Here is a 16,622-nt window from a genome sequence, read left to right as displayed (position 1 = left end):
CCTCGTCGAAGTGCTCTTCGTGCCCCGCACGTTCGATCACGAGGAGTATGTGATGCCCACGATCCGCTGGACCGAAGACGGCCGCACCGACCGCACCGACCGCACCGCCGACTGGCACTCCGAGAGCGGGTCGCCGCCCCCGGAACGCGTCGTCGTCGCCGACGACCGGATGAAGGCGGACACCGCCTATCGACTGGCCCGCAAGGGCACCGCCCTGCTCTGGCGCGGCGACTTCCACAACGCGCGGCAACTGCTGTCGGCGATGAGCCGCCGCGTCGAACGCGAACCGACTCGGCCACGTGCGGACCCGGCCGAGTCGTTCCGTACGCACCGCCGCGCCCGTGGCCATCGGGCGCGAGTGCTCGGCAAGTTGCTCGTGACGCTGGAGGCCGACCACTCCCTCGCGCTGCGCCGAGCGCCCGATGTCCGCCTGGCGTGCGCGGAGGCGTACGGCCCGCCGTCCGGCGTCCGCGTGGTCGCGCTCAGCGAACTGCTCGGCGTCATCGGCGCACGGCAGTGGCGCGCCAAGGGAGTTGAGGTACCGGCGCTCGGCGCCCGCGTGCATCCCCACTACGGCGTGTTCTCCCCGGTCAGAGGGGAGTACGTCGACCTCGTCGCGCAGGCGCGGCTCAGCGCCCGGCCCCGTACCGCCTTCGATCTCGGCACGGGCACCGGCGTGCTCGCCGCCGTCCTGGCCGGACGCGGATTCGACCGTGTCGTGGCCACCGACATCAGCCCGCGCGCCCTCACCTGCGCCGACGACAACGTGCGCGCGCTGGGCCTCGCCGGGAAGGTCGAGATCGTGGGCCCGTGCCTGTACCCGCAGGGCCGCGCCGATCTGATCGTCTGCAACCCGCCGTGGCTTCCGGCGCGCCCGACCTCCACCGTCGAGCAGGGTGTGTACGACCCCGACAGCGCCATGCTCCACGCCTTCCTGGACGGGCTCACGAGCCATCTCGAACCGGGCGGTGAGGGCTGGCTCGTCCTGTCCGACCTGGCCGAACACCTCGGTCTGCGGACCCGGCCCGAACTGCTGTCGCGCATCGAGGCGGCGGGGCTGCGCGTGGTCGACAGGACCGACACGAAGCCCCGCCATCCCCGGGCGACGGACCTCACCGACCCCCTGCACGCGGCACGCGCCGCCGAGGTCACGTCGCTGTGGCGTCTGATGCGTTGACCGGTCCGTCCTCGATCGCCGGGACGTCCCGCAGCAGCACGACCACCAGCACCGCCGTCACCAGCGCGAACGCCACACTGACGAGGGCCGCCGCATGGAACCCGGCGGTGAACGCGTCCCGCGCGACCGCCAGCAGCTCGTCCCCCACCGTGTCCGGCAGCTTCTCCGCCGAGGCCACCGCCCCGCCGAGGGTGTCCCGCGCCGGCTCGGGCGCGGACGCGGGGATGTCTCCCCGGTAGACGGCGACGGAGAGGCTTCCGGTGACGGCGATGCCGAGCGCGAGCCCGAGGTCGTACGCCGTCTGCCCGGTGGCCGCCGCCGCGCCCGCCTTCTCGGGCGGGGCCGAGCCCACGGCGAGCGCCGTGCCGAGCACACTGACCGGCGCGACCCCGAACATGATCACGGCGGATCCGGCGGACAGCACCGGGGCGCCGGTGCCCGCCGCCGTCATCGCGTACCCGATCACCGAGATGAGCATGCCGCCGAGGAGCACGTACGCGGGCCTGATCCGCCGCGCCAGAACCGGCGTCAGTTGCGAGCCGAGGATCAGCCCCACCGCACCGGGCAGCAGCCACAGTCCGGCGGTCAGCGGCGACAGCCCGAGCACCGCCTGGAGATACCGCGGCAGCAGATACCCCACGCCGTTGAGCGCCGTCATCCCGAGCAGCAGCGTCAGCAAGGCCCCGGTGAACGCCCGGTTCCTGAACAGCCGCAGATCCAGCAGCGGGGTCGCGAGCACGGACTGCCTGCGCACGAACACCGTCCCGAAGACCGCCCCGGCCGCGAAGGCCAGGCCGGGCTCCGGGCCGAGCCCGACGCCGACGGACAGCGCCGTGACCCACATCGCGATCGCCGTCGCGCGCTGCCGGGTGTCGGCGAACATATGGCTGATCAGGGAGAGCGTGGACGGCACTACGGCGGCTCCCGACACGCCCAGCACGGCGCGCGCCACGATCAGCAGCTCGGCGCTCGGGGCGTACGCGGCGAGCAGCGAGGCGGCGACGAATCCGGCCGAGCCGAACATGAGGAGTCTGCGGCGGCCGATGCGGTCGCCGAACGTGCCCATGATCACGAGGGTGCCGGCGGTGAAGGGCGAGGCCGAGCCACTGGCGGGGACCGGCACGTCGGGCGCCGCCTTGAGCGCCCGTCATCGACTTCGTGGATACGGATGAGTTCATGGCTGGACAGTGCGACGCGCCGTCTCGGATCCGGCTCGGACGGTGTCGCGGTCCGGTTCGGACCCCGGATTCGCTCAGCTCAGCAGCGCGCGCAGCGAGACCACCGTCCGCGCGACGAACGCGTCGCGGGTCGTCTCGTCCAGCAGATGCAGCGACAGGAACGGGTTGAGGTCTTCCAACTCCATGAGCAGCAGCTCCCCGTCCGGCGTACGGCACGCGTCGACGCGCTGGATGCCGTGGTCCAGGGTGTTCCAGTCGATGAACTTCCGCGCGAAGTCCAGGTCCACGGCCTTGGCTTCGTACGGTACGAGTTCCCACCGCCGGTCCGGGTCGGGGGCGTGCAGCGCGTACTGGAAATCGTGGTCGACGAAATAGAAGGAGACCTCGTACCGGAAGGGGATACGCGGCTGTACGAGTACGTCTCCGAGTCCGAGTCCGAGTCCGGGTCCGGGTCCGAGACCGCCGGGTAGGTCGGCGATCCCGTCGCGCGCCACGAACCGCATGCCGATGGAGTCCGCCCCGTCCTTCGGCTTGACGACGTAATCGTCGGCCTCCGGCAGCCGCCCCAGGTCCTCGGCCCTGTCGACGGTCGGTATGACGGGAAACCCCTCGGCGCTCAGCTCCACCAGGTACTGCTTGCCCGCCATGTCCCCGCGCCCGGTCAACGGGTTGTAGACGCGCACGCCGTACGCCAGCGCCTGGTCACGGAAGGCTTCGTATCCCTCCCGGTAGTGGATCACCGGGCCGCTGTTGCGTACGACGACAGCGTCGAAATCGCCCATGAGCCGGGCGGCGTCGGCCGGATGGCAGGTGGCGACGGTGAAGTCACGCCGTAGCCGGGCGGAGAACATGATGTCCTCGTCGCAGTAGCGGCGTCCCTTCGCCTCGTAGGAGAAGTCGGTGACGTAGAGGATCCGGGGACGTACGGTGGCGGCGGACATGGTGCTCCTGAGAGAAACGGAGGGGGTGCCCGCAGATTACGCGGCGTGCGCGAGTGATCGACGGGCGGCCGGTAGAGCGCTCCGCTCGCCTCGCGCACACCTCACACAGCCACGACCGTCGCTTCCGTCGCCTTCACGCTCGTCCAGACCGGCACCCCGTCGGCCAGAGCGAGTTCGACGGCTGCCTGTGGCGTGATCTCGGCGACCAGGTCCGGTGCCTCGGGCGAGGTGATCAGTACGCGCAGCCGGCTGCCGCTGGAGGTGATCTCGCGTACGGTGCCGGGCCAGACGTTACGGGGGCTGCCGCTGGGACGTTCGCGGTGCACGGACACGGCCTCCGGCGCGATGATCGCCAGCGCGCGGGTGCCGGGATCCGGTGCCTCGGCGGTGACCAGCAGACCACCGCCGGTGAGCGCGAGCCCGTCCGCGGTCGCGGTGCCGGGCCAGGCGTTGCGGCCGAGCATCCGGGCCACCCACGGCGAGCGGGGGTGGCGGGTGACATCGGCGGGCGGTGCGTCCTGGACGACACGGCCCTCGTCCAGCACGAGGACCCGATCGGCCAACGACACGGCCTCCACCGGGTCATGAGTGACCATCAGACAGACTCCGCCGAAGCCGTCGAGGTGGGTACGCAGGGTGTGCCGTACGCGCGCGCGGGTCGTCTGGTCGAGCGCGGCCAGCGGTTCGTCCAGCAGCAGCAGCCGGGGGCGGGTCGCCAACGCCCGTGCCAGCGCGACCCGTTGGGCCTGTCCGCCGGAGACCTGGGCGGGCTTGCGGTGCGCGAGATGGCCCACGTCCAGTTGGTCGAGCCACAGTTGAGCGGCCCGGCGGGCCTCGGTGCGGGTGACTCCCTGGGCGCGGAGCCCGTACGCCGTGTTGCTCAGGGCGCTCAAGTGCGGAAAGAGCGCGCCGTCCTGGGGCACCCAGGCGACGCCCCGGCGGTGCGGCGGCAGCGCGGTGACGTCGAGCGCGCCGAGGCGCAGCTCGGCGTGGGCGCGTGGGGTCAGTCCGAGGAGCGCGCGCAGGAGGGTGGTCTTGCCGGCGCCGTTGGGGCCGACGACGGCGATGGTGGTGCCGGGTTCGGCGTCGAGGACGAGACGGGTGAAACCGGTGACGTCGGCGTGCAGGGCCCAGCGCTCGTCGACGGTCGTCGGCTCGCGGTCTTTCAAGAGAACGACGGGCGGGGCCCCGACCTCGTCGCCGCCGCCGTCGCCGCCGGGCGAAGTGTCCCGGCCCCGGCCTCTGTTGGGGTCATGGCTCGCGTCCCGTGGCGTACCGGTCCAGCGCCCGCGCAGCGCGATGAGCACGGCCATGGCGATGACGAGCAGCAGCAGTGAGACGGAGGTCGCGGCCTCGGGTGAGTTCTGGAGCAGCAGATACACCTGGAGCGGCAGCGTCTGGGTGGTGCCGGGCAGATTCCCCGCGAAGGTGATGGTCGCGCCGAACTCGCCCAGCGCCCGCGCCCAGGTCAGCGCGGCCCCGGCGAGCAGCCCGGGGGCGACCATGGGCAGGGTGACGGTGGCGAACACCCGTACCGGCGAGGCCCCGAGGGACGCGGCGGTCTCCTCGTAACTGGGTCGCAGTCCGCCCAGCGCGCCTTCGAGGCTGATGACGAGGAACGGCATGGCGACGAATGTCGCCGCCAGGACGGCTCCCGAGGTGTGGAAGGGCAGCGTGATGCCGAACGTGTCCTCCAGCCAGGGGCCGAGCAGCCCGCGCCGCCCGAAGGCGAGGAGCAGCGCGACGCCGCCCACGGTGGGCGGCAGCACCATCGGCAGCAGGACCAGGGACCGTACGAACGCCTTGCCGGGGAAGCGCACCCGCGCCAGCAGCCAGGCCAGCGGCACCCCGAGGACCAGGGAGAACGCGAGGGCCCAGAAGGAGACGAGGAGCGACAGCTCCAGCGCCTCGACGACTCCGGGGCTGGTCAGATGCGTACCGACCTCGCCCCAGGAGGTGCGGGCGAGGATCCCGACGAGCGGCAGCAGCAGGAAGGCGACGGCGAGCAGCGCGGGGACGGCGAGCGCGAAGGGCGTACGGGTACGGCCCGGGGCCCGGCGGGGGAAGCTGAGACGGCTCATCGGGCTCCTGCGACGGCGACTGCGGCTGCGACTGCGATTCCTGGACTCCGCCGCACGCGAGTTGGCGAACCCCATATCTGACGGCTCGTCAACTCACGTGCGGTTGGGTGGGGTTACGGCTGCTGGAAGCCGGCGTCCTGGAGGAGCTTCTGCGCCTCGGGGGTGCTGAGCCACGCGACGAACGCGGCTGCCGCTTCGGCGTGTTCGGACGTCTTGAGTGTGGCGGCCGGGTACTCGGCGACGGCGTTCTGCGCGTCGGGGATCTCGATCGCGTCCACCTTGTCCGTGGCGGTGGCGGCGTCCGTCTTGTAGACGATCCCGGCGTCTGCCTCGCCGAGTTCGACCTTGCTGAGGACGGCGCGGACGTTGGGCTCCTGCGAGACCGGCTTGACCTCGATCTTCTGCGCGTCCAGGACCTGTTCGCTGTAGCGGCCGACCGGGACCTCGGGCGCCGCGAGGACGACCTTGAGCTTGGTGTCGGCGAGGTCCTTCAGGTTCTCGATCTTCTCCGGGTTGCCCTCGCCGGTGGCGATGACGAGACGGTTCTTGGCGATGACGGTCGGCGTCCCGGTGTCGCCCTTGAGACCGTCCATGGTCTTGGTGTCGGCGGTGACCAACGCGTCGGCGGGGGCGCCCTGTTGGACCTGCGCGGCGAGTTCCTGGGAACCGGCGAAGGAGAACGTCACCTTGGTGCCCGGGTTCTCCTTCTCGTACGCGGCACCCGCCGTCGTGAAGACGTCGGTGAGCGACGAAGCGGCAAGTACGGTCAGTGCGGCTTTCGGGGCGCCGGTCGCCGACGCGGAAGGCTTGGCGCCGGAGTCGCTGTCGCTGTCGCCGCCATCGCCGTCACTGTCGCTGCCGCAGGCGGTCAACGAGACGAGCAGGGCCGCGGCGAGCGCGGTGGCGGCCGTGCGGCGTACGGCGGCGGAGCTGAGGGTGAAAGACATGAGGTTGAGGCTCCCTGGACGACTGAAGGACTTGAAGGATCAGACGCGGTCGATGTGCACGCTGGTCGACTTCACACGGGCGGTGGCCCGCATACCGACCTCGAGGCCCAACTCCTCGACGGCCTCCCTGGTCAGGAGCGAGACCAGCCGGTGCGGGCCGGCCTGGATCTCGACCTGGGCGGCCACGTCGCCGAGCTTGACGGCGGTGACGATGCCCGGGAAGGCGTTGCGGGCGGAGGTGTACGAGACGTCCTCCTCACCGCTGCCGCCCTGGCCGACCTCGATCGAGAACGCGGCGAGGTCACTGCCGTCGATGAGCCGCCGGCCGCCTTCGTCGCGATGGGTGGCGACCCGGCCGGCGTCGGCCCAGCGACGGGCTGTGTCGGTGCTGACGCCCAGCAGGCGGGCCGCCTGACCGATTGTGTAGGACTGCATGCGCGGAAAGATAGGCCGCCGACCCTCGCATCTGCAAGGTTTGAGTTGATTATCCATAGCAGATGCACGGCCCCTCGGAGGAACGCCCAAAGGCGACGGACGGCTCACACGACGCCGGGGCCGGCGCCGGGGCCGAAGCCGGCACCGACCCACACGCTCGTGATCGCGCTGATGTAGCGCGCCCCGCACCGGTCGGTCGGCACGACGAGCTGACTGCCCACCAGATCCAGCGGCACCCCGTCGAGCGAGGTCGCGAGCAGCGCGGGCACATCGCCGAAGTCGGGGTCGATCTCACCCCAGGACAGCACCGTGTGATGCCCGTCCCCGCCGGTGACGGCCAGCAGGAAACGGGATCGGTCCCGCCGGCGCCGTACGTCGAAGGCCGGCCGCGCGTCGCCCACGACCTCCCGGAGCAAGGGCCCTTCGAACCGGTGGCGCCGGGGCCCGCTGCTCGCACATTCGAAGACCACGTCGGCGCTGTGCTGCTCCCACCCCTGCCGCAGATCGGCAACGCTCAACGTCCCGGGCCTGCCCACCTCACCACGCAGTTCGAAGGCCCCCGTACGTACGGAAGGAGGGCTCCCGGGTGGCGTCTTGAGTCGGCCCATCGAATTTCCCCCTTCGAACGGCACACACGAAATCCGCGACGAGGTGATGCCCGGCAAACAGCAGCCGGAATCATATCTGCACCCCTTGAGGCCGCTTTCCCCTCGCTTCTGCGCCCGCGAAACGCGAAATACCCCGCGTATGCGCCACTATGCCGACCGCGCCGTCCACTCTCCCGAAGACCACCCCTCAGACGGCAGACTTGTGGACATGGTGCGTCTGCGGGTAGTCACGGCGAACGACTGGCCTCTGTGGCGCGAGGCACGCCTCGCCGCGCTGACCGACGCGCCGCACGCGTTCAAGTCCCTGCTCAGCGACTGGCACCGGGGCGGCGAGGAACAGTGGCGGACGCGCCTGGAGACCCCGGGCACGTACAACATCCTCGCGTCGGTCGACGGCCGAACCGCCGGCATGGCACGCGGCGTGCCCGTGGACACCGGTGTGTGTGAGCTGCGGTCGGTGTGGGTGGCTCCCGACGCGCGAGGTCTCGGTGTCGCGGACCGACTGATCGCCGCTGTCGAGACATGGGCACGGCGGTCGGGCGCCACGACGCTGAAGCTCGCGGTGTTCCCGGGCAACGAACCGGCCGTCGCGCTGTACCGCCGTCATGGCTTCGCCCTCACCGAACAACGAGGGGACGTGCTTCCAGACGGCGTGACCAGGGAGCGCGTGATGACGCTGCTCCTGCCCTCCAGGTATCTCTCAGGCACGTGAAGCCACCAGATCCGGGACCCTTCGGCAGCTCGGCGCCCGGTCCAGGATCGGAAGGTCGCGCCATTCGGGGTGAGTGTGGGCCAGGACCAGTAGGGACTGCCGGCCGCAGGTCAGGCCGACGCCACCGGGAACCGATCCGACGGCGGTGACCTGCAAGGAGACCGGGGAGATGTTGCAGGGTGCGGCTGGACAGATCAATGGCAGAAGGGTAGCCGAGCACGCGAAAGCTCCTGACAGACTGGCGATCTTGGTCGTGAACCCGTCTACCAGGAGCTTTGTGACAGAGGCTCGGGGCGCAACCTACCGAGGGAACCGTCAGGAAAGAGCAACTGCCCGCCGTCTATGGTGCTTGGAGGCGGACAGTCGGAGTCCCCGGTGCCGCCTATCCGAGCGACGCCTGAGTGCACTTTCCTGTGCTCTAACGGGTTTATTCACTAACCGGTGGCCAAGCTCGCGTGTCTAGATCCTCGATCATCGCGGTACTGAACAGAGTTGATGCCAGCCATGATTTGTCGAGAGGCCCATCCGGAAGAATGATCCTACGGCGAAAGGTCCACGGAGCATCAATTCCCTGCAGTTGCACTTCAGCCTCCGCCCATAGTCCTTGGTCATCCTCGCTAAATCTCAGCGAATTGAGGAACCCGTACCCCTCCGAAGCCAGGGAATCAATGACCCCTTGTCTCGCGTCGAGTTCGAATTTCTTGAGGTACTCCTCGTAGTGCTCCCGTAGTGACATGTTCCTCCACTAGCAACCACAGATGGAATAGTACGCCGTGATTATACCTACGGGGCGGCCGTCTCTGGAGTCCGAGTCCACTCGGTGCGCGAAGACGACCTTCATCTGCCGTGCTCGCGTGTTGTAGAAGGTGCTGCTGTTCAGGACGCATGTAGTTTTGCGATTACCTGAGGCGCCGGCAGTTGTACAGCTACCCCTGTCCAGGGTCTTGTCGATATCCCTCTTCATGTTGGACCAGCTCGACATTTGGTTCGCGTGCTTGTCTTCGATATGTAGCTTCCCGAAGCCCGCTGAACCCGCCACATCGCCACGTCCGTGACGGAGAGGAGCATCCTCCCCGTTAGGGCCAAAGTGAGTGGAGTAAACGTTCCAGTTCGTCAGAGCCGTGATCGTCGCCGTCTGCGCTTGCGCTGTCGACGTGATTCCGGCCACGAGCGCAACGCTCATTGCGGCGACTAATGCTCCACGCAGACGCGTGACAGTATTCCTGGACATGTTTCCCCCATGCTTTTCTGCCAATGCCACACTCTGCGGCATGCACTTAGACATCCAACACATGAGCGCGAAGTGACGTCAATCGAATTGTCAAATTCCGCATGCACGACTGCCTACTCGACGACTCCTATGAGCCACGTTCGGCCTGTATAGCAAATGCAAAGAATGCTCTGAACTGGTGTTTCCTTGTCGCTGCTGCGCAAATCAGCCGTTTGTCTTGAAGTTGGCGCTGGCGGGCTACGCCTCCGGTGCCGTTGGTCATGACACTCCGGGAGGGGCGCGGCGGTGCCGCGCCCCTGTCGAGTCGTGACCTCCGGCTGCGCCACGTCGAGGCGATGTACGACGCGATCGAGCGGGAGAACGCCGAGCGACTGCTCCACCACGCCAAGGTTGTCGAATTGCAGCGGCATCAGCGGCATGTGGCACGGCTTCATCTTCCGTGGCCCTCGGCGCGGCGAGATGTGCGCTCTGCCCTCGACTGAGGTGAGCTTGTCCGAGCCGCTGCACCCCGACCGGATCAGCCGACGGTTCAACCGGCTCGTGGAGCTGTCCGGGCTTCCGCCTATCCGCCTATCCGTCTGCACGACACACGGCATCTGTCGGCCACGCCGGCGCTTCTGGGCAAGGCAGACATCAAGGTGGTCCAGGAGCGGCTTGGACACAGCTCCCGACAGATCACCTCGGACACGTACACGAGCGTGCTGCCTCAACTCATGACCGCTGAGGCAGAGTCGACGAACGCGGTCGTGCCCCGTTCCCCGTTCCCCGCAGAAGGAGACCCCTGCGAACGGGAAGCTCAACAAGCCCGGGAGCGAGGACCGGGACACCGAACAGGTGCCCGACGCTGAGGAAGATGGGCCAGACGAGGGATTGTGTCCCGCCGCGTGACCCGCGTCCTCAATTTGTCCTCACGATCATGAAACTATGATCTCGAAGGGCCCCCAAGACCCTGCCGTGCTCGCTCCTGACGGGCTAAGACCGTGGTCAGAACGTTTCCTCAACCACTTGAAGTGGTGGGGCGGGTGGGACTCGAACCCACGGCCGACGGATTATGAGTCCGCTGCTCTAACCGGCTGAGCTACCGCCCCTAACGGCGCGTCGCGCACATTTGTGCGCGCCGTCTGCCGCAGCATAGCCGCTCATACGATCTCCTGCTTCGGATGGTCGGCAACGCCTGACCATGAGGACTTCGTCCTACGCCGGCCGGTTCCAGCAAGCCCGAAGATCACCCGGAAGGACGGTCGGCGACCGCGCCGACGGGCCGTCAGCGCGGTGGTGGGGAGCGTCGGCGGGCACAAGAAAAAGGACCCCGAAGGGTCCTCTTCCGTGCTTGCTCTCCCGGCTGGACTCGAACCAGCAACCCTCCGGTTAACAGCCGAATGCTCTGCCAATTGAGCTACAGGAGACCGCGCTCCCCCGACTGGACTCGAACCAGTAACCTGCCGGTTAACAGCCGGCTGCTCTGCCAATTGAGCTACAGGGGATTGCTGCGTATGCACCGAACGCACCCACCCCGGGTCTCCCGGGCGGCGGACGTCCGCTGCGACACATACATTAGCGCAAGCAGGGGGGTGCTCCGCCAATCGGTATCCCGCCGGGTCACACTGGGTGATCTCGGGCCTCGGGGGTAGGCGGACGTCACGGCTCAAGGTCCGATGCCAACGAACTAACGAAGGGTGGCAGGCCATGCGGCGCCTCACGTTCATCGCGGGACTGGCTGTCGGTTACGTACTCGGAACCAGGGCCGGGCGCGAGCGCTACGAGCAGCTCAAGAAGTCGGCCGGCCGGATCTCGCAGAACCCGGCCGTGCGCAACGCCGCCGAGACGGCGGCGATGTCCGGGCGTGAGTACGCGGGCAAGGCGTACCACTCGGTGAGCGAGAAGGTCCCCGGGTCCGTCGCCGAGCGGGTGCGGTCGCTGCGCTCGCGGAACCACAACGGTGAGGACGACTGGGGGACCACCAACACCTGATCCGCCCGGCGGCGGCGGGCTTCCGGCGGTCGCGGGCGGCTCCCGGGCGGTCCCGGGAGCCGCCGCAGCTTCGCGCGTGCGGCAGAATCGTGCCATGGGAATAGTCGCCGGGTTGGACAGTTCGTCGGGTTCCACGCGCATCGTCGTGTGTGACGCGGACACGGGTGCCGTGCTGCGGCAGGGATACGCGGTACATCCCGTCGAGGCCAAGGCCACCGAGGTCGATCCGCAGGCCTGGCTGCTGTCGCTCGGCGAGGCCGCGGGCGGCGGGGTGTTGGAGGGCGTGGAGGCCATCGGTGTCTCCGCGCAGCAGCACGGGCTCGTACCGCTGGACCGGTCGGGCAATCTCGTACGCCCCGCGCTGCTCGGCAACGACAAGCGCGCGCAGGTCGCCGCCGCCGATCTGATCGACGCGCTGGGCGGGCGACAGGCCTGGGCCGAGGCCGTCGGGTCGGTGCCGCAGTCCGGTCAGCCCCTGGCGAAGCTGCGCTGGCTGGCGCGGCACGAGCCGGACGCGGCGCGGCGTACGGCGATGATCCTCCAGCCGCACGACTGGCTGGTGTGGCAGTTGCTCGGCCGGCCCGCGCGGCGGACGACGGACCGGGGCGCGGCGTCCGGTTCCGGTTTCTGGTCGGCCCGTACGGGTGCGTACCGGCCGGATCTGATGGAGCTGGCGCTGGGGCACCAGGCGGCGCTGCCGGAGGTGCTCGGCCCGGCCGAGGCCGCCGGGACCACTCCCGAGGGGCTGCTGATCTCCGCGGGGACGGGCGAGACCATGGCCGCCGCCTTCGGGCTCGGGGTCGGGGTCGGGGACGCGGTCGTGTCGCTCGGGGCCTCAGGGTCGGTGATGGCCGTGCACCACGAGGCGCTGGCGGACCCCTCCGGGATGATCACGTCGTTCGCCGACGCCACGGGGATGCATCTGCCGGTCGTCCACACGCTCAATGCCGTACGGGCGCTGCGCGGGACGGCGGAGCTGTTGGGGACCGAGGATCTGGGCGAGCTGTCGGCGCTGGCGCTCAAGTCCACGCCGGGCGCCTCCGGTCTGGTGTTCCTGCCGTATCTGGAGGGCGAGAAGACGCCCCATCTGCCGCACACGGCGGGCACGTTGAGCGGGCTGCGGCGGGAGTCGATGAAGCCGGAGCATCTGGCGCGGGCCGCGTTCGAGGGGATGCTCTGCTCGCTGGCCGACGCGATGGACGTGGTGCGCGGGCGCGGGGTCGAGGTGCGCCGGGTGTTCCTGCTGGGGGCGGCGGCCGGGCTGCCCGCCGTACAGGCGGCGGCGCCGGGGATCTTCGGGGCGCAGGTCGTCGTTCCGGAGCCGGCCGAGTACGCGGCGCTGGGGGCGGCGCGACAGGCCGCGTGGGCGCTGGGGGTCTCGAAGAACACGCTGTCCCCGCACAGCCCGCCCGACTGGGGCGGCGCGGCGGGGCAGGTCTTCGAGCCGGGCGAGGACGCGGCGGTGGGGGCGGCGGTGCGCCAGCAGTACCGGGCCAGCCGCGACAACATCCACCCGGGCGCCTTCCCGCCGGCTCCGGAGGGGTAGGCGGCGGGGGCCGGGATGGTAATCGTTCTTGACCGGTCCTTTGTGGAAAACCCTTGGGTTCCTGCCGTCGGAGTGTCGCAGGATGGACGCGACCCCCGATCTTGCCGAGCCCGAGAGACAGTAAGTGCTGCTACGACTACTGAGAACGCATCTGGCCCCCTACCGAAAAGCCATCGGCCTGCTGGTGGTTCTCCAACTGCTCCAGACCTGCGCCAGCCTCTATCTGCCCACCCTCAACGCCGACATCATCGACAACGGTGTCGTGAAGGGGGACACGGGCTACATCATGGAGTTCGGCGGTCTCATGATCGCCGTCAGCGTCGCCCAGGTCCTCGGCCAGATAGGCGCGGTCTACTACGGTGCCCGCACCGCCTCGGCGCTCGGCCGTGACGTGCGGGCCGCGATCTTCGACCGGGTGCAGAGCTTCTCCGCCCGCGAGGTCGGCCAGTTCGGCGCTCCGTCGCTGATCACGCGTACGACCAACGACGTCCAGCAGGTCCAGATGCTGGTGCTCATGTCGTTCACGCTGATGGTGTCCGCCCCGATCATGTGTGTCGGCGGCATCGTCATGGCGCTCGGCCAGGACGTGCCGCTGTCGGGGGTGCTGCTGGCCGTGGTGCCGGTGCTCGGCATTTCCGTGAGCCTGATCGTGAAGCGGATGCGCCCGCTGTTCCGCACCATGCAGGAGCGGCTGGACACGGTGAACCGGGTGCTGCGTGAGCAGATCACCGGCAACCGCGTCATCCGGGCCTTCGTGCGCGACGAGTACGAGAAGGAGCGGTTCAAGGGCGCCAACACCGATCTCACCGAGATGCAGTTGGCGACGGGCCGGCTGATGGCGCTGATGTTCCCGGTCGTGATGACGGTCGTGAACGTGTCGTCCGTCGCCGTCGTCTGGTTCGGCGCGCACCGGATCGACAGCGGTGGCATGCAGATCGGCGCGCTGACCGCGTTCCTCGCGTATCTGATGCAGATCGTGATGGCTGTGATGATGGCCACCTTCATGTTCATGATGGTGCCGCGTGCCGAGGTGTGTGCCGAGCGCATCGAGGAGGTGCTGGACACCAGGTCGAGCGTCGTGCCGCCGAAGGATCCGGTGCGGATGCTGCGCCGGCACGGTCATCTGGAGGTGCGAGGCGCGGAGTTCCGCTACCCGGGGGCCGAGGAGCCGGTGCTGCGCGAGGTGTCGCTGACCGCGAGACCGGGTGAGACGACCGCCGTCATCGGCTCGACCGGCAGCGGGAAGTCGACGCTGCTGGGGCTGGTGCCCCGGCTGGTCGACGCGACGGCCGGCGAGGTGCTGGTGGACGGTGAGAACGTACGCGGGCTCGATCCGGCGCTGCTGGCCAGGACCGTCAGTCTGGTGCCGCAGAAGCCGTATCTGTTCTCGGGGACGGTGGCGACGAATCTGCGGTACGGGAATCCGGACGCGACCGACGACGAGCTGTGGCACGCGCTGGATGTCGCGCAGGCCAAGGAGTTCGTCACCGGCCTGGAGGGCGGGCTGAACGCGCCGATCTCGCAGGGCGGTACGAACGTCTCCGGCGGGCAGCGCCAGCGTCTGGCGATCGCGCGCACGCTGGTGCAGCGCCCGGAGATCTATCTGTTCGACGACTCGTTCTCCGCGCTGGACTACGCGACGGACGCGGCGCTGCGCGCCGCCCTGGCGCGGGAGACCGCCGAGGCGACGGTGGTGATCGTCGCCCAGCGGGTGTCGACCATCCGCGAGGCCGACCGGATCATCGTCATGGACGAGGGCCGGGTGGTCGGTGAGGGGCGTCATCACGAGCTGATGGCCGGGAATGAGACGTACCGGGAGATCGTGCTCTCCCAGTTGACCGAGGCGGAGGCGGCCTGATGAGCGGTCCTGGTGGACGCATGATGGCGGCCGGCGCGGGTTCCCCTTCGCAGCGGTCGATGGATTTCAAGGGGTCGAGCAAACGGCTCCTGCGGCAACTGGCGCGCGAGAAGATCACCCTGTGGTGGATGCTCGCCGCAGGTGTGCTGAGCGTGGCCGCGTCGGTGGTCGGCCCGAAGATACTCGGCGCCGCGACCGACCTGATCTTCGCGGGGGTCGTCGGTCATCAGACGCAGGCGGGTGTCAGCAAGGCGGAGACCGTCTCGCGGCTGCGGGAGGCGGGCGACAACGGGGTCGCCGACCTGCTCTCCGGGGTGGACTTCACTCCGGGGCAGGGCATCGACTTCGACGCGGTCGGCCGGGTCCTGCTGATGGCGCTGGCGGTGTATGTCGCCGCCGGGCTGCTGATGCTGGTCTCGACGCGGCTGTCGATCCGGGTCATCAACCTCACCATCTACCGGATGCGTGAGGACGTACAGGCCAAGCTGTCGCGGCTGCCGCTGTCGTACTTCGACCGTCAGCAGCGCGGTGAGGTCCTGAGCCGGGCGACGAACGATGTCGACAACATCTCGCAGACGCTCCAGCAGACGATGGGGCAGCTCATCAACTCCCTGCTGACGATCGTCGGCGTCCTGGGGATGATGCTGTGGATCTCGCCGCTGCTGGCGCTGGTCGCGCTGGTGACGGTGCCGCTGTCGGTGCTGGTGGCGACGAGGATAGGCAAGCGCTCCCAGCCGCACTTCGTGCAGCAGTGGAAGTCGACGGGCACGCTCAACGCCCATGTCGAGGAGATGTACACGGGGCACGCGCTGGTGAAGGTCTTCGGGCGGCAGGACGAGTCGGCGAAGGCGTTCAAGGAGCAGAACGAGGCGCTGTACGACGCGGGCTTCAAGGCGCAGTTCAACAGCGGGATCATGCAGCCGCTGATGTTCTTCGTCTCGAACCTCAACTATGTGCTGGTGGCGGTCGTCGGCGGGCTGCGTGTCGCGTCGGGCACGCTGTCGATCGGTGACGTGCAGGCGTTCATCCAGTACTCGCGGCAGTTCTCGATGCCGCTGACGCAGGTGGCGTCGATGGCCAACCTGGTCCAGTCCGGGGTCGCGTCCGCCGAGCGGATCTTCGAGCTGCTGGACGCGCAGGAGCAGGAGAAGGACGCTCCCTCGGCCGGGCGCCCGCACGAGTTGCGGGGGCGGGTGGCGCTGGACGGTGTGGCGTTCCGCTACGAGCCGGACAAGCCCCTCATCGAGGACCTGTCGCTGTCGGTCGAGCCGGGCCAGACGGTCGCGATCGTCGGCCCGACGGGCGCGGGCAAGACGACGCTGGTCAATCTGCTGATGCGGTTCTACGAGGTGACGGCCGGCCGGATCAGTCTGGACGACATCGACATCGCCACCATGTCGCGGGAGGACCTGCGGTCCCGAATAGGCATGGTCCTCCAGGACACCTGGCTGTTCGGGGGCACGATCGCGGAGAACATCGCGTACGGCGCGGCGCGCGAGGTCGGCCGGGAGGAGATCGAGGAGGCGGCACGGGCGGCCCACGCGGACCGTTTCATCCGTACGCTGCCCGACGGCTACGAGACCGTGATCGACGACGAGGGGTCGGGGGTCAGCGCGGGCGAGAAGCAGCTCATCACGATCGCGCGGGCGTTTCTGTCGGACCCGGTGATCCTCGTGCTGGACGAGGCGACCAGCTCGGTGGACACCCGTACCGAGGTGCTGATCCAGAAGGCGATGGCCCAACTGGCGCACGGGCGGACGAGTTTCGTGATCGCCCACCGGCTGTCCACGATCAGGGACGCGGATGTGATCCTGGTGATGGAGAACGGCTCGATCGTCGAACAGGGCACGCACGAGGGGCTGTTGGCGGCGGGCGGCGCGTACGCCCGGCTGTACGCGGCGCAGTTCGCGCAGGCCGTGGCGGAGGTGGACTGACGG

At 69.1% G+C, this 16,622-nt stretch carries 13 protein-coding genes, 3 tRNA genes and 1 pseudogene; 8 read left to right on the top strand and 9 right to left on the bottom strand.

The annotated features are described in order from the left end of the window. The first annotated feature begins 52 nt into the window (after nucleotides 1-52). Entirely contained in the window at nucleotides 53-1,177 is a 1,125-nt protein-coding gene (locus OG329_RS30765) for a methyltransferase (RefSeq protein ID WP_405799647.1), read from the top strand. Here the strand turns inward: OG329_RS30765 and OG329_RS30760 are convergent. The 6 genes from OG329_RS30760 to OG329_RS30735 all read right to left on the bottom strand — a co-directional run bounded on the left by OG329_RS30760 (nucleotide 1,149) and on the right by OG329_RS30735 (nucleotide 7,367). Beyond that, nucleotides 1,149-2,300 carry an MFS transporter gene (locus OG329_RS30760; protein WP_405799646.1) on the bottom strand — a complete coding sequence of 384 codons (1,152 nt, stop codon included), beginning with the start codon at nucleotides 2,298-2,300 and terminating at the stop codon, nucleotides 1,149-1,151. The genes OG329_RS30765 and OG329_RS30760 overlap by 29 nt on opposite strands. A gap of 129 nt (nucleotides 2,301-2,429) precedes the next feature. Next, nucleotides 2,430-3,296, bottom strand: coding sequence for a hypothetical protein (locus OG329_RS30755; protein ID WP_405799645.1), 867 nt, complete (start codon nucleotides 3,294-3,296; stop codon nucleotides 2,430-2,432). A gap of 101 nt (nucleotides 3,297-3,397) precedes the next feature. Continuing rightward, nucleotides 3,398-5,377, bottom strand: a complete 1,980-nt coding sequence (locus tag OG329_RS30750) for an ABC transporter permease (RefSeq protein WP_405799644.1) — start codon at nucleotides 5,375-5,377, stop codon at nucleotides 3,398-3,400. Between the two features lie 113 nt (nucleotides 5,378-5,490). Next, nucleotides 5,491-6,324: a molybdate ABC transporter substrate-binding protein gene (gene modA, locus OG329_RS30745; protein WP_405799643.1), complete on the bottom strand. Its 834-nt coding sequence runs from the start codon at nucleotides 6,322-6,324 to the stop codon at nucleotides 5,491-5,493. 39 nt (nucleotides 6,325-6,363) lie between these two features. Beyond that, nucleotides 6,364-6,759, bottom strand: a complete 396-nt coding sequence (locus tag OG329_RS30740) for a molybdopterin-binding protein (protein WP_405799642.1) — start codon at nucleotides 6,757-6,759, stop codon at nucleotides 6,364-6,366. A gap of 104 nt (nucleotides 6,760-6,863) precedes the next feature. Next, a complete protein-coding gene (locus tag OG329_RS30735; RefSeq protein ID WP_405799641.1) occupies nucleotides 6,864-7,367 on the bottom strand; it encodes a molybdopterin-dependent oxidoreductase in 504 nt (167 codons plus the stop codon). 208 nt (nucleotides 7,368-7,575) lie between these two features. Here OG329_RS30735 and OG329_RS30730 point away from each other — a divergent pair, with 208 nt between their 5' ends. From OG329_RS30730 to OG329_RS30720, 3 genes and pseudogenes are all read left to right on the top strand, one after another. After that, nucleotides 7,576-8,079, top strand: a complete 504-nt coding sequence (locus OG329_RS30730) for a GNAT family N-acetyltransferase (protein ID WP_405799640.1) — start codon at nucleotides 7,576-7,578, stop codon at nucleotides 8,077-8,079. A gap of 1,491 nt (nucleotides 8,080-9,570) precedes the next feature. Then, nucleotides 9,571-9,792 carry a hypothetical protein gene (locus tag OG329_RS30725; protein ID WP_405799639.1) on the top strand — a complete coding sequence of 74 codons (222 nt, stop codon included), beginning with the start codon at nucleotides 9,571-9,573 and terminating at the stop codon, nucleotides 9,790-9,792. Nucleotides 9,793-9,876: 84 nt separating this feature from the next. Beyond that, nucleotides 9,877-10,158 (top strand): annotated as a pseudogene (locus tag OG329_RS30720) (tyrosine-type recombinase/integrase); the annotation flags it as partial. A 163-nt stretch (nucleotides 10,159-10,321) separates the two neighbouring features. Here the strand turns inward: OG329_RS30720 and OG329_RS30715 are convergent. The 3 genes from OG329_RS30715 to OG329_RS30705 all read right to left on the bottom strand — a co-directional run bounded on the left by OG329_RS30715 (nucleotide 10,322) and on the right by OG329_RS30705 (nucleotide 10,794). Further along, a tRNA-Ile gene (locus tag OG329_RS30715) sits at nucleotides 10,322-10,398 on the bottom strand. Nucleotides 10,399-10,643: 245 nt separating this feature from the next. Further along, a tRNA-Asn gene (locus OG329_RS30710) sits at nucleotides 10,644-10,716 on the bottom strand. A gap of 5 nt (nucleotides 10,717-10,721) precedes the next feature. Next, nucleotides 10,722-10,794, bottom strand: a tRNA-Asn gene (locus OG329_RS30705). Nucleotides 10,795-10,996: 202 nt separating this feature from the next. Here OG329_RS30705 and OG329_RS30700 point away from each other — a divergent pair. From OG329_RS30700 to OG329_RS30685, 4 genes are all read left to right on the top strand, one after another. Further along, nucleotides 10,997-11,281, top strand: a complete 285-nt coding sequence (locus OG329_RS30700) for a YtxH domain-containing protein (RefSeq protein ID WP_405799638.1) — start codon at nucleotides 10,997-10,999, stop codon at nucleotides 11,279-11,281. Between the two features lie 94 nt (nucleotides 11,282-11,375). Continuing rightward, nucleotides 11,376-12,827, top strand: coding sequence for an FGGY-family carbohydrate kinase (locus tag OG329_RS30695; RefSeq protein WP_405799637.1), 1,452 nt, complete (start codon nucleotides 11,376-11,378; stop codon nucleotides 12,825-12,827). A 124-nt stretch (nucleotides 12,828-12,951) separates the two neighbouring features. Beyond that, entirely contained in the window at nucleotides 12,952-14,685 is a 1,734-nt protein-coding gene (locus OG329_RS30690) for an ABC transporter ATP-binding protein (RefSeq protein WP_405799636.1), read from the top strand. After that, nucleotides 14,685-16,619: an ABC transporter ATP-binding protein gene (locus OG329_RS30685; protein WP_405799635.1), complete on the top strand. Its 1,935-nt coding sequence runs from the start codon at nucleotides 14,685-14,687 to the stop codon at nucleotides 16,617-16,619. Before OG329_RS30690 ends, OG329_RS30685 begins: the two co-directional genes overlap by 1 nt. Nucleotides 16,620-16,622: the final 3 nt, after the last annotated feature.

Source organism: Streptomyces sp. NBC_01506, from assembly GCF_045040295.1.
In the GTDB taxonomy this organism is placed as follows: Bacteria; Actinomycetota; Actinomycetes; order Streptomycetales; family Streptomycetaceae; genus Streptomyces.
Note: the sequence above shows the minus strand (reverse complement) of the source record. Positions and strands in the feature narration are given on the sequence as shown.

Bases quoted from the DNA above. Each gene is read 5' to 3' on its own strand.
- OG329_RS30695 (WP_405799637.1), top strand. From the start codon at position 11,376: ATGGGAATAGTCGCCGGGTTGGACAGTTCGTCGGGTTCCACGCGCATC.
- OG329_RS30730 (WP_405799640.1), top strand. From the start codon at position 7,576: ATGGTGCGTCTGCGGGTAGTCACGGCGAACGACTGGCCTCTGTGGCGC.
- OG329_RS30765 (WP_405799647.1), top strand. From the start codon at position 53: ATGCCCACGATCCGCTGGACCGAAGACGGCCGCACCGACCGCACCGAC.
- OG329_RS30740 (WP_405799642.1), bottom strand. From the start codon at position 6,759: ATGCAGTCCTACACAATCGGTCAGGCGGCCCGCCTGCTGGGCGTCAGC.
- modA (WP_405799643.1), bottom strand. From the start codon at position 6,324: ATGTCTTTCACCCTCAGCTCCGCCGCCGTACGCCGCACGGCCGCCACC.
- OG329_RS30735 (WP_405799641.1), bottom strand. From the start codon at position 7,367: ATGGGCCGACTCAAGACGCCACCCGGGAGCCCTCCTTCCGTACGTACG.
- OG329_RS30750 (WP_405799644.1), bottom strand. From the start codon at position 5,377: ATGAGCCGTCTCAGCTTCCCCCGCCGGGCCCCGGGCCGTACCCGTACG.
- OG329_RS30700 (WP_405799638.1), top strand. From the start codon at position 10,997: ATGCGGCGCCTCACGTTCATCGCGGGACTGGCTGTCGGTTACGTACTC.
- OG329_RS30755 (WP_405799645.1), bottom strand. From the start codon at position 3,296: ATGTCCGCCGCCACCGTACGTCCCCGGATCCTCTACGTCACCGACTTC.
- OG329_RS30725 (WP_405799639.1), top strand. From the start codon at position 9,571: ATGACACTCCGGGAGGGGCGCGGCGGTGCCGCGCCCCTGTCGAGTCGT.
- OG329_RS30685 (WP_405799635.1), top strand. From the start codon at position 14,685: ATGAGCGGTCCTGGTGGACGCATGATGGCGGCCGGCGCGGGTTCCCCT.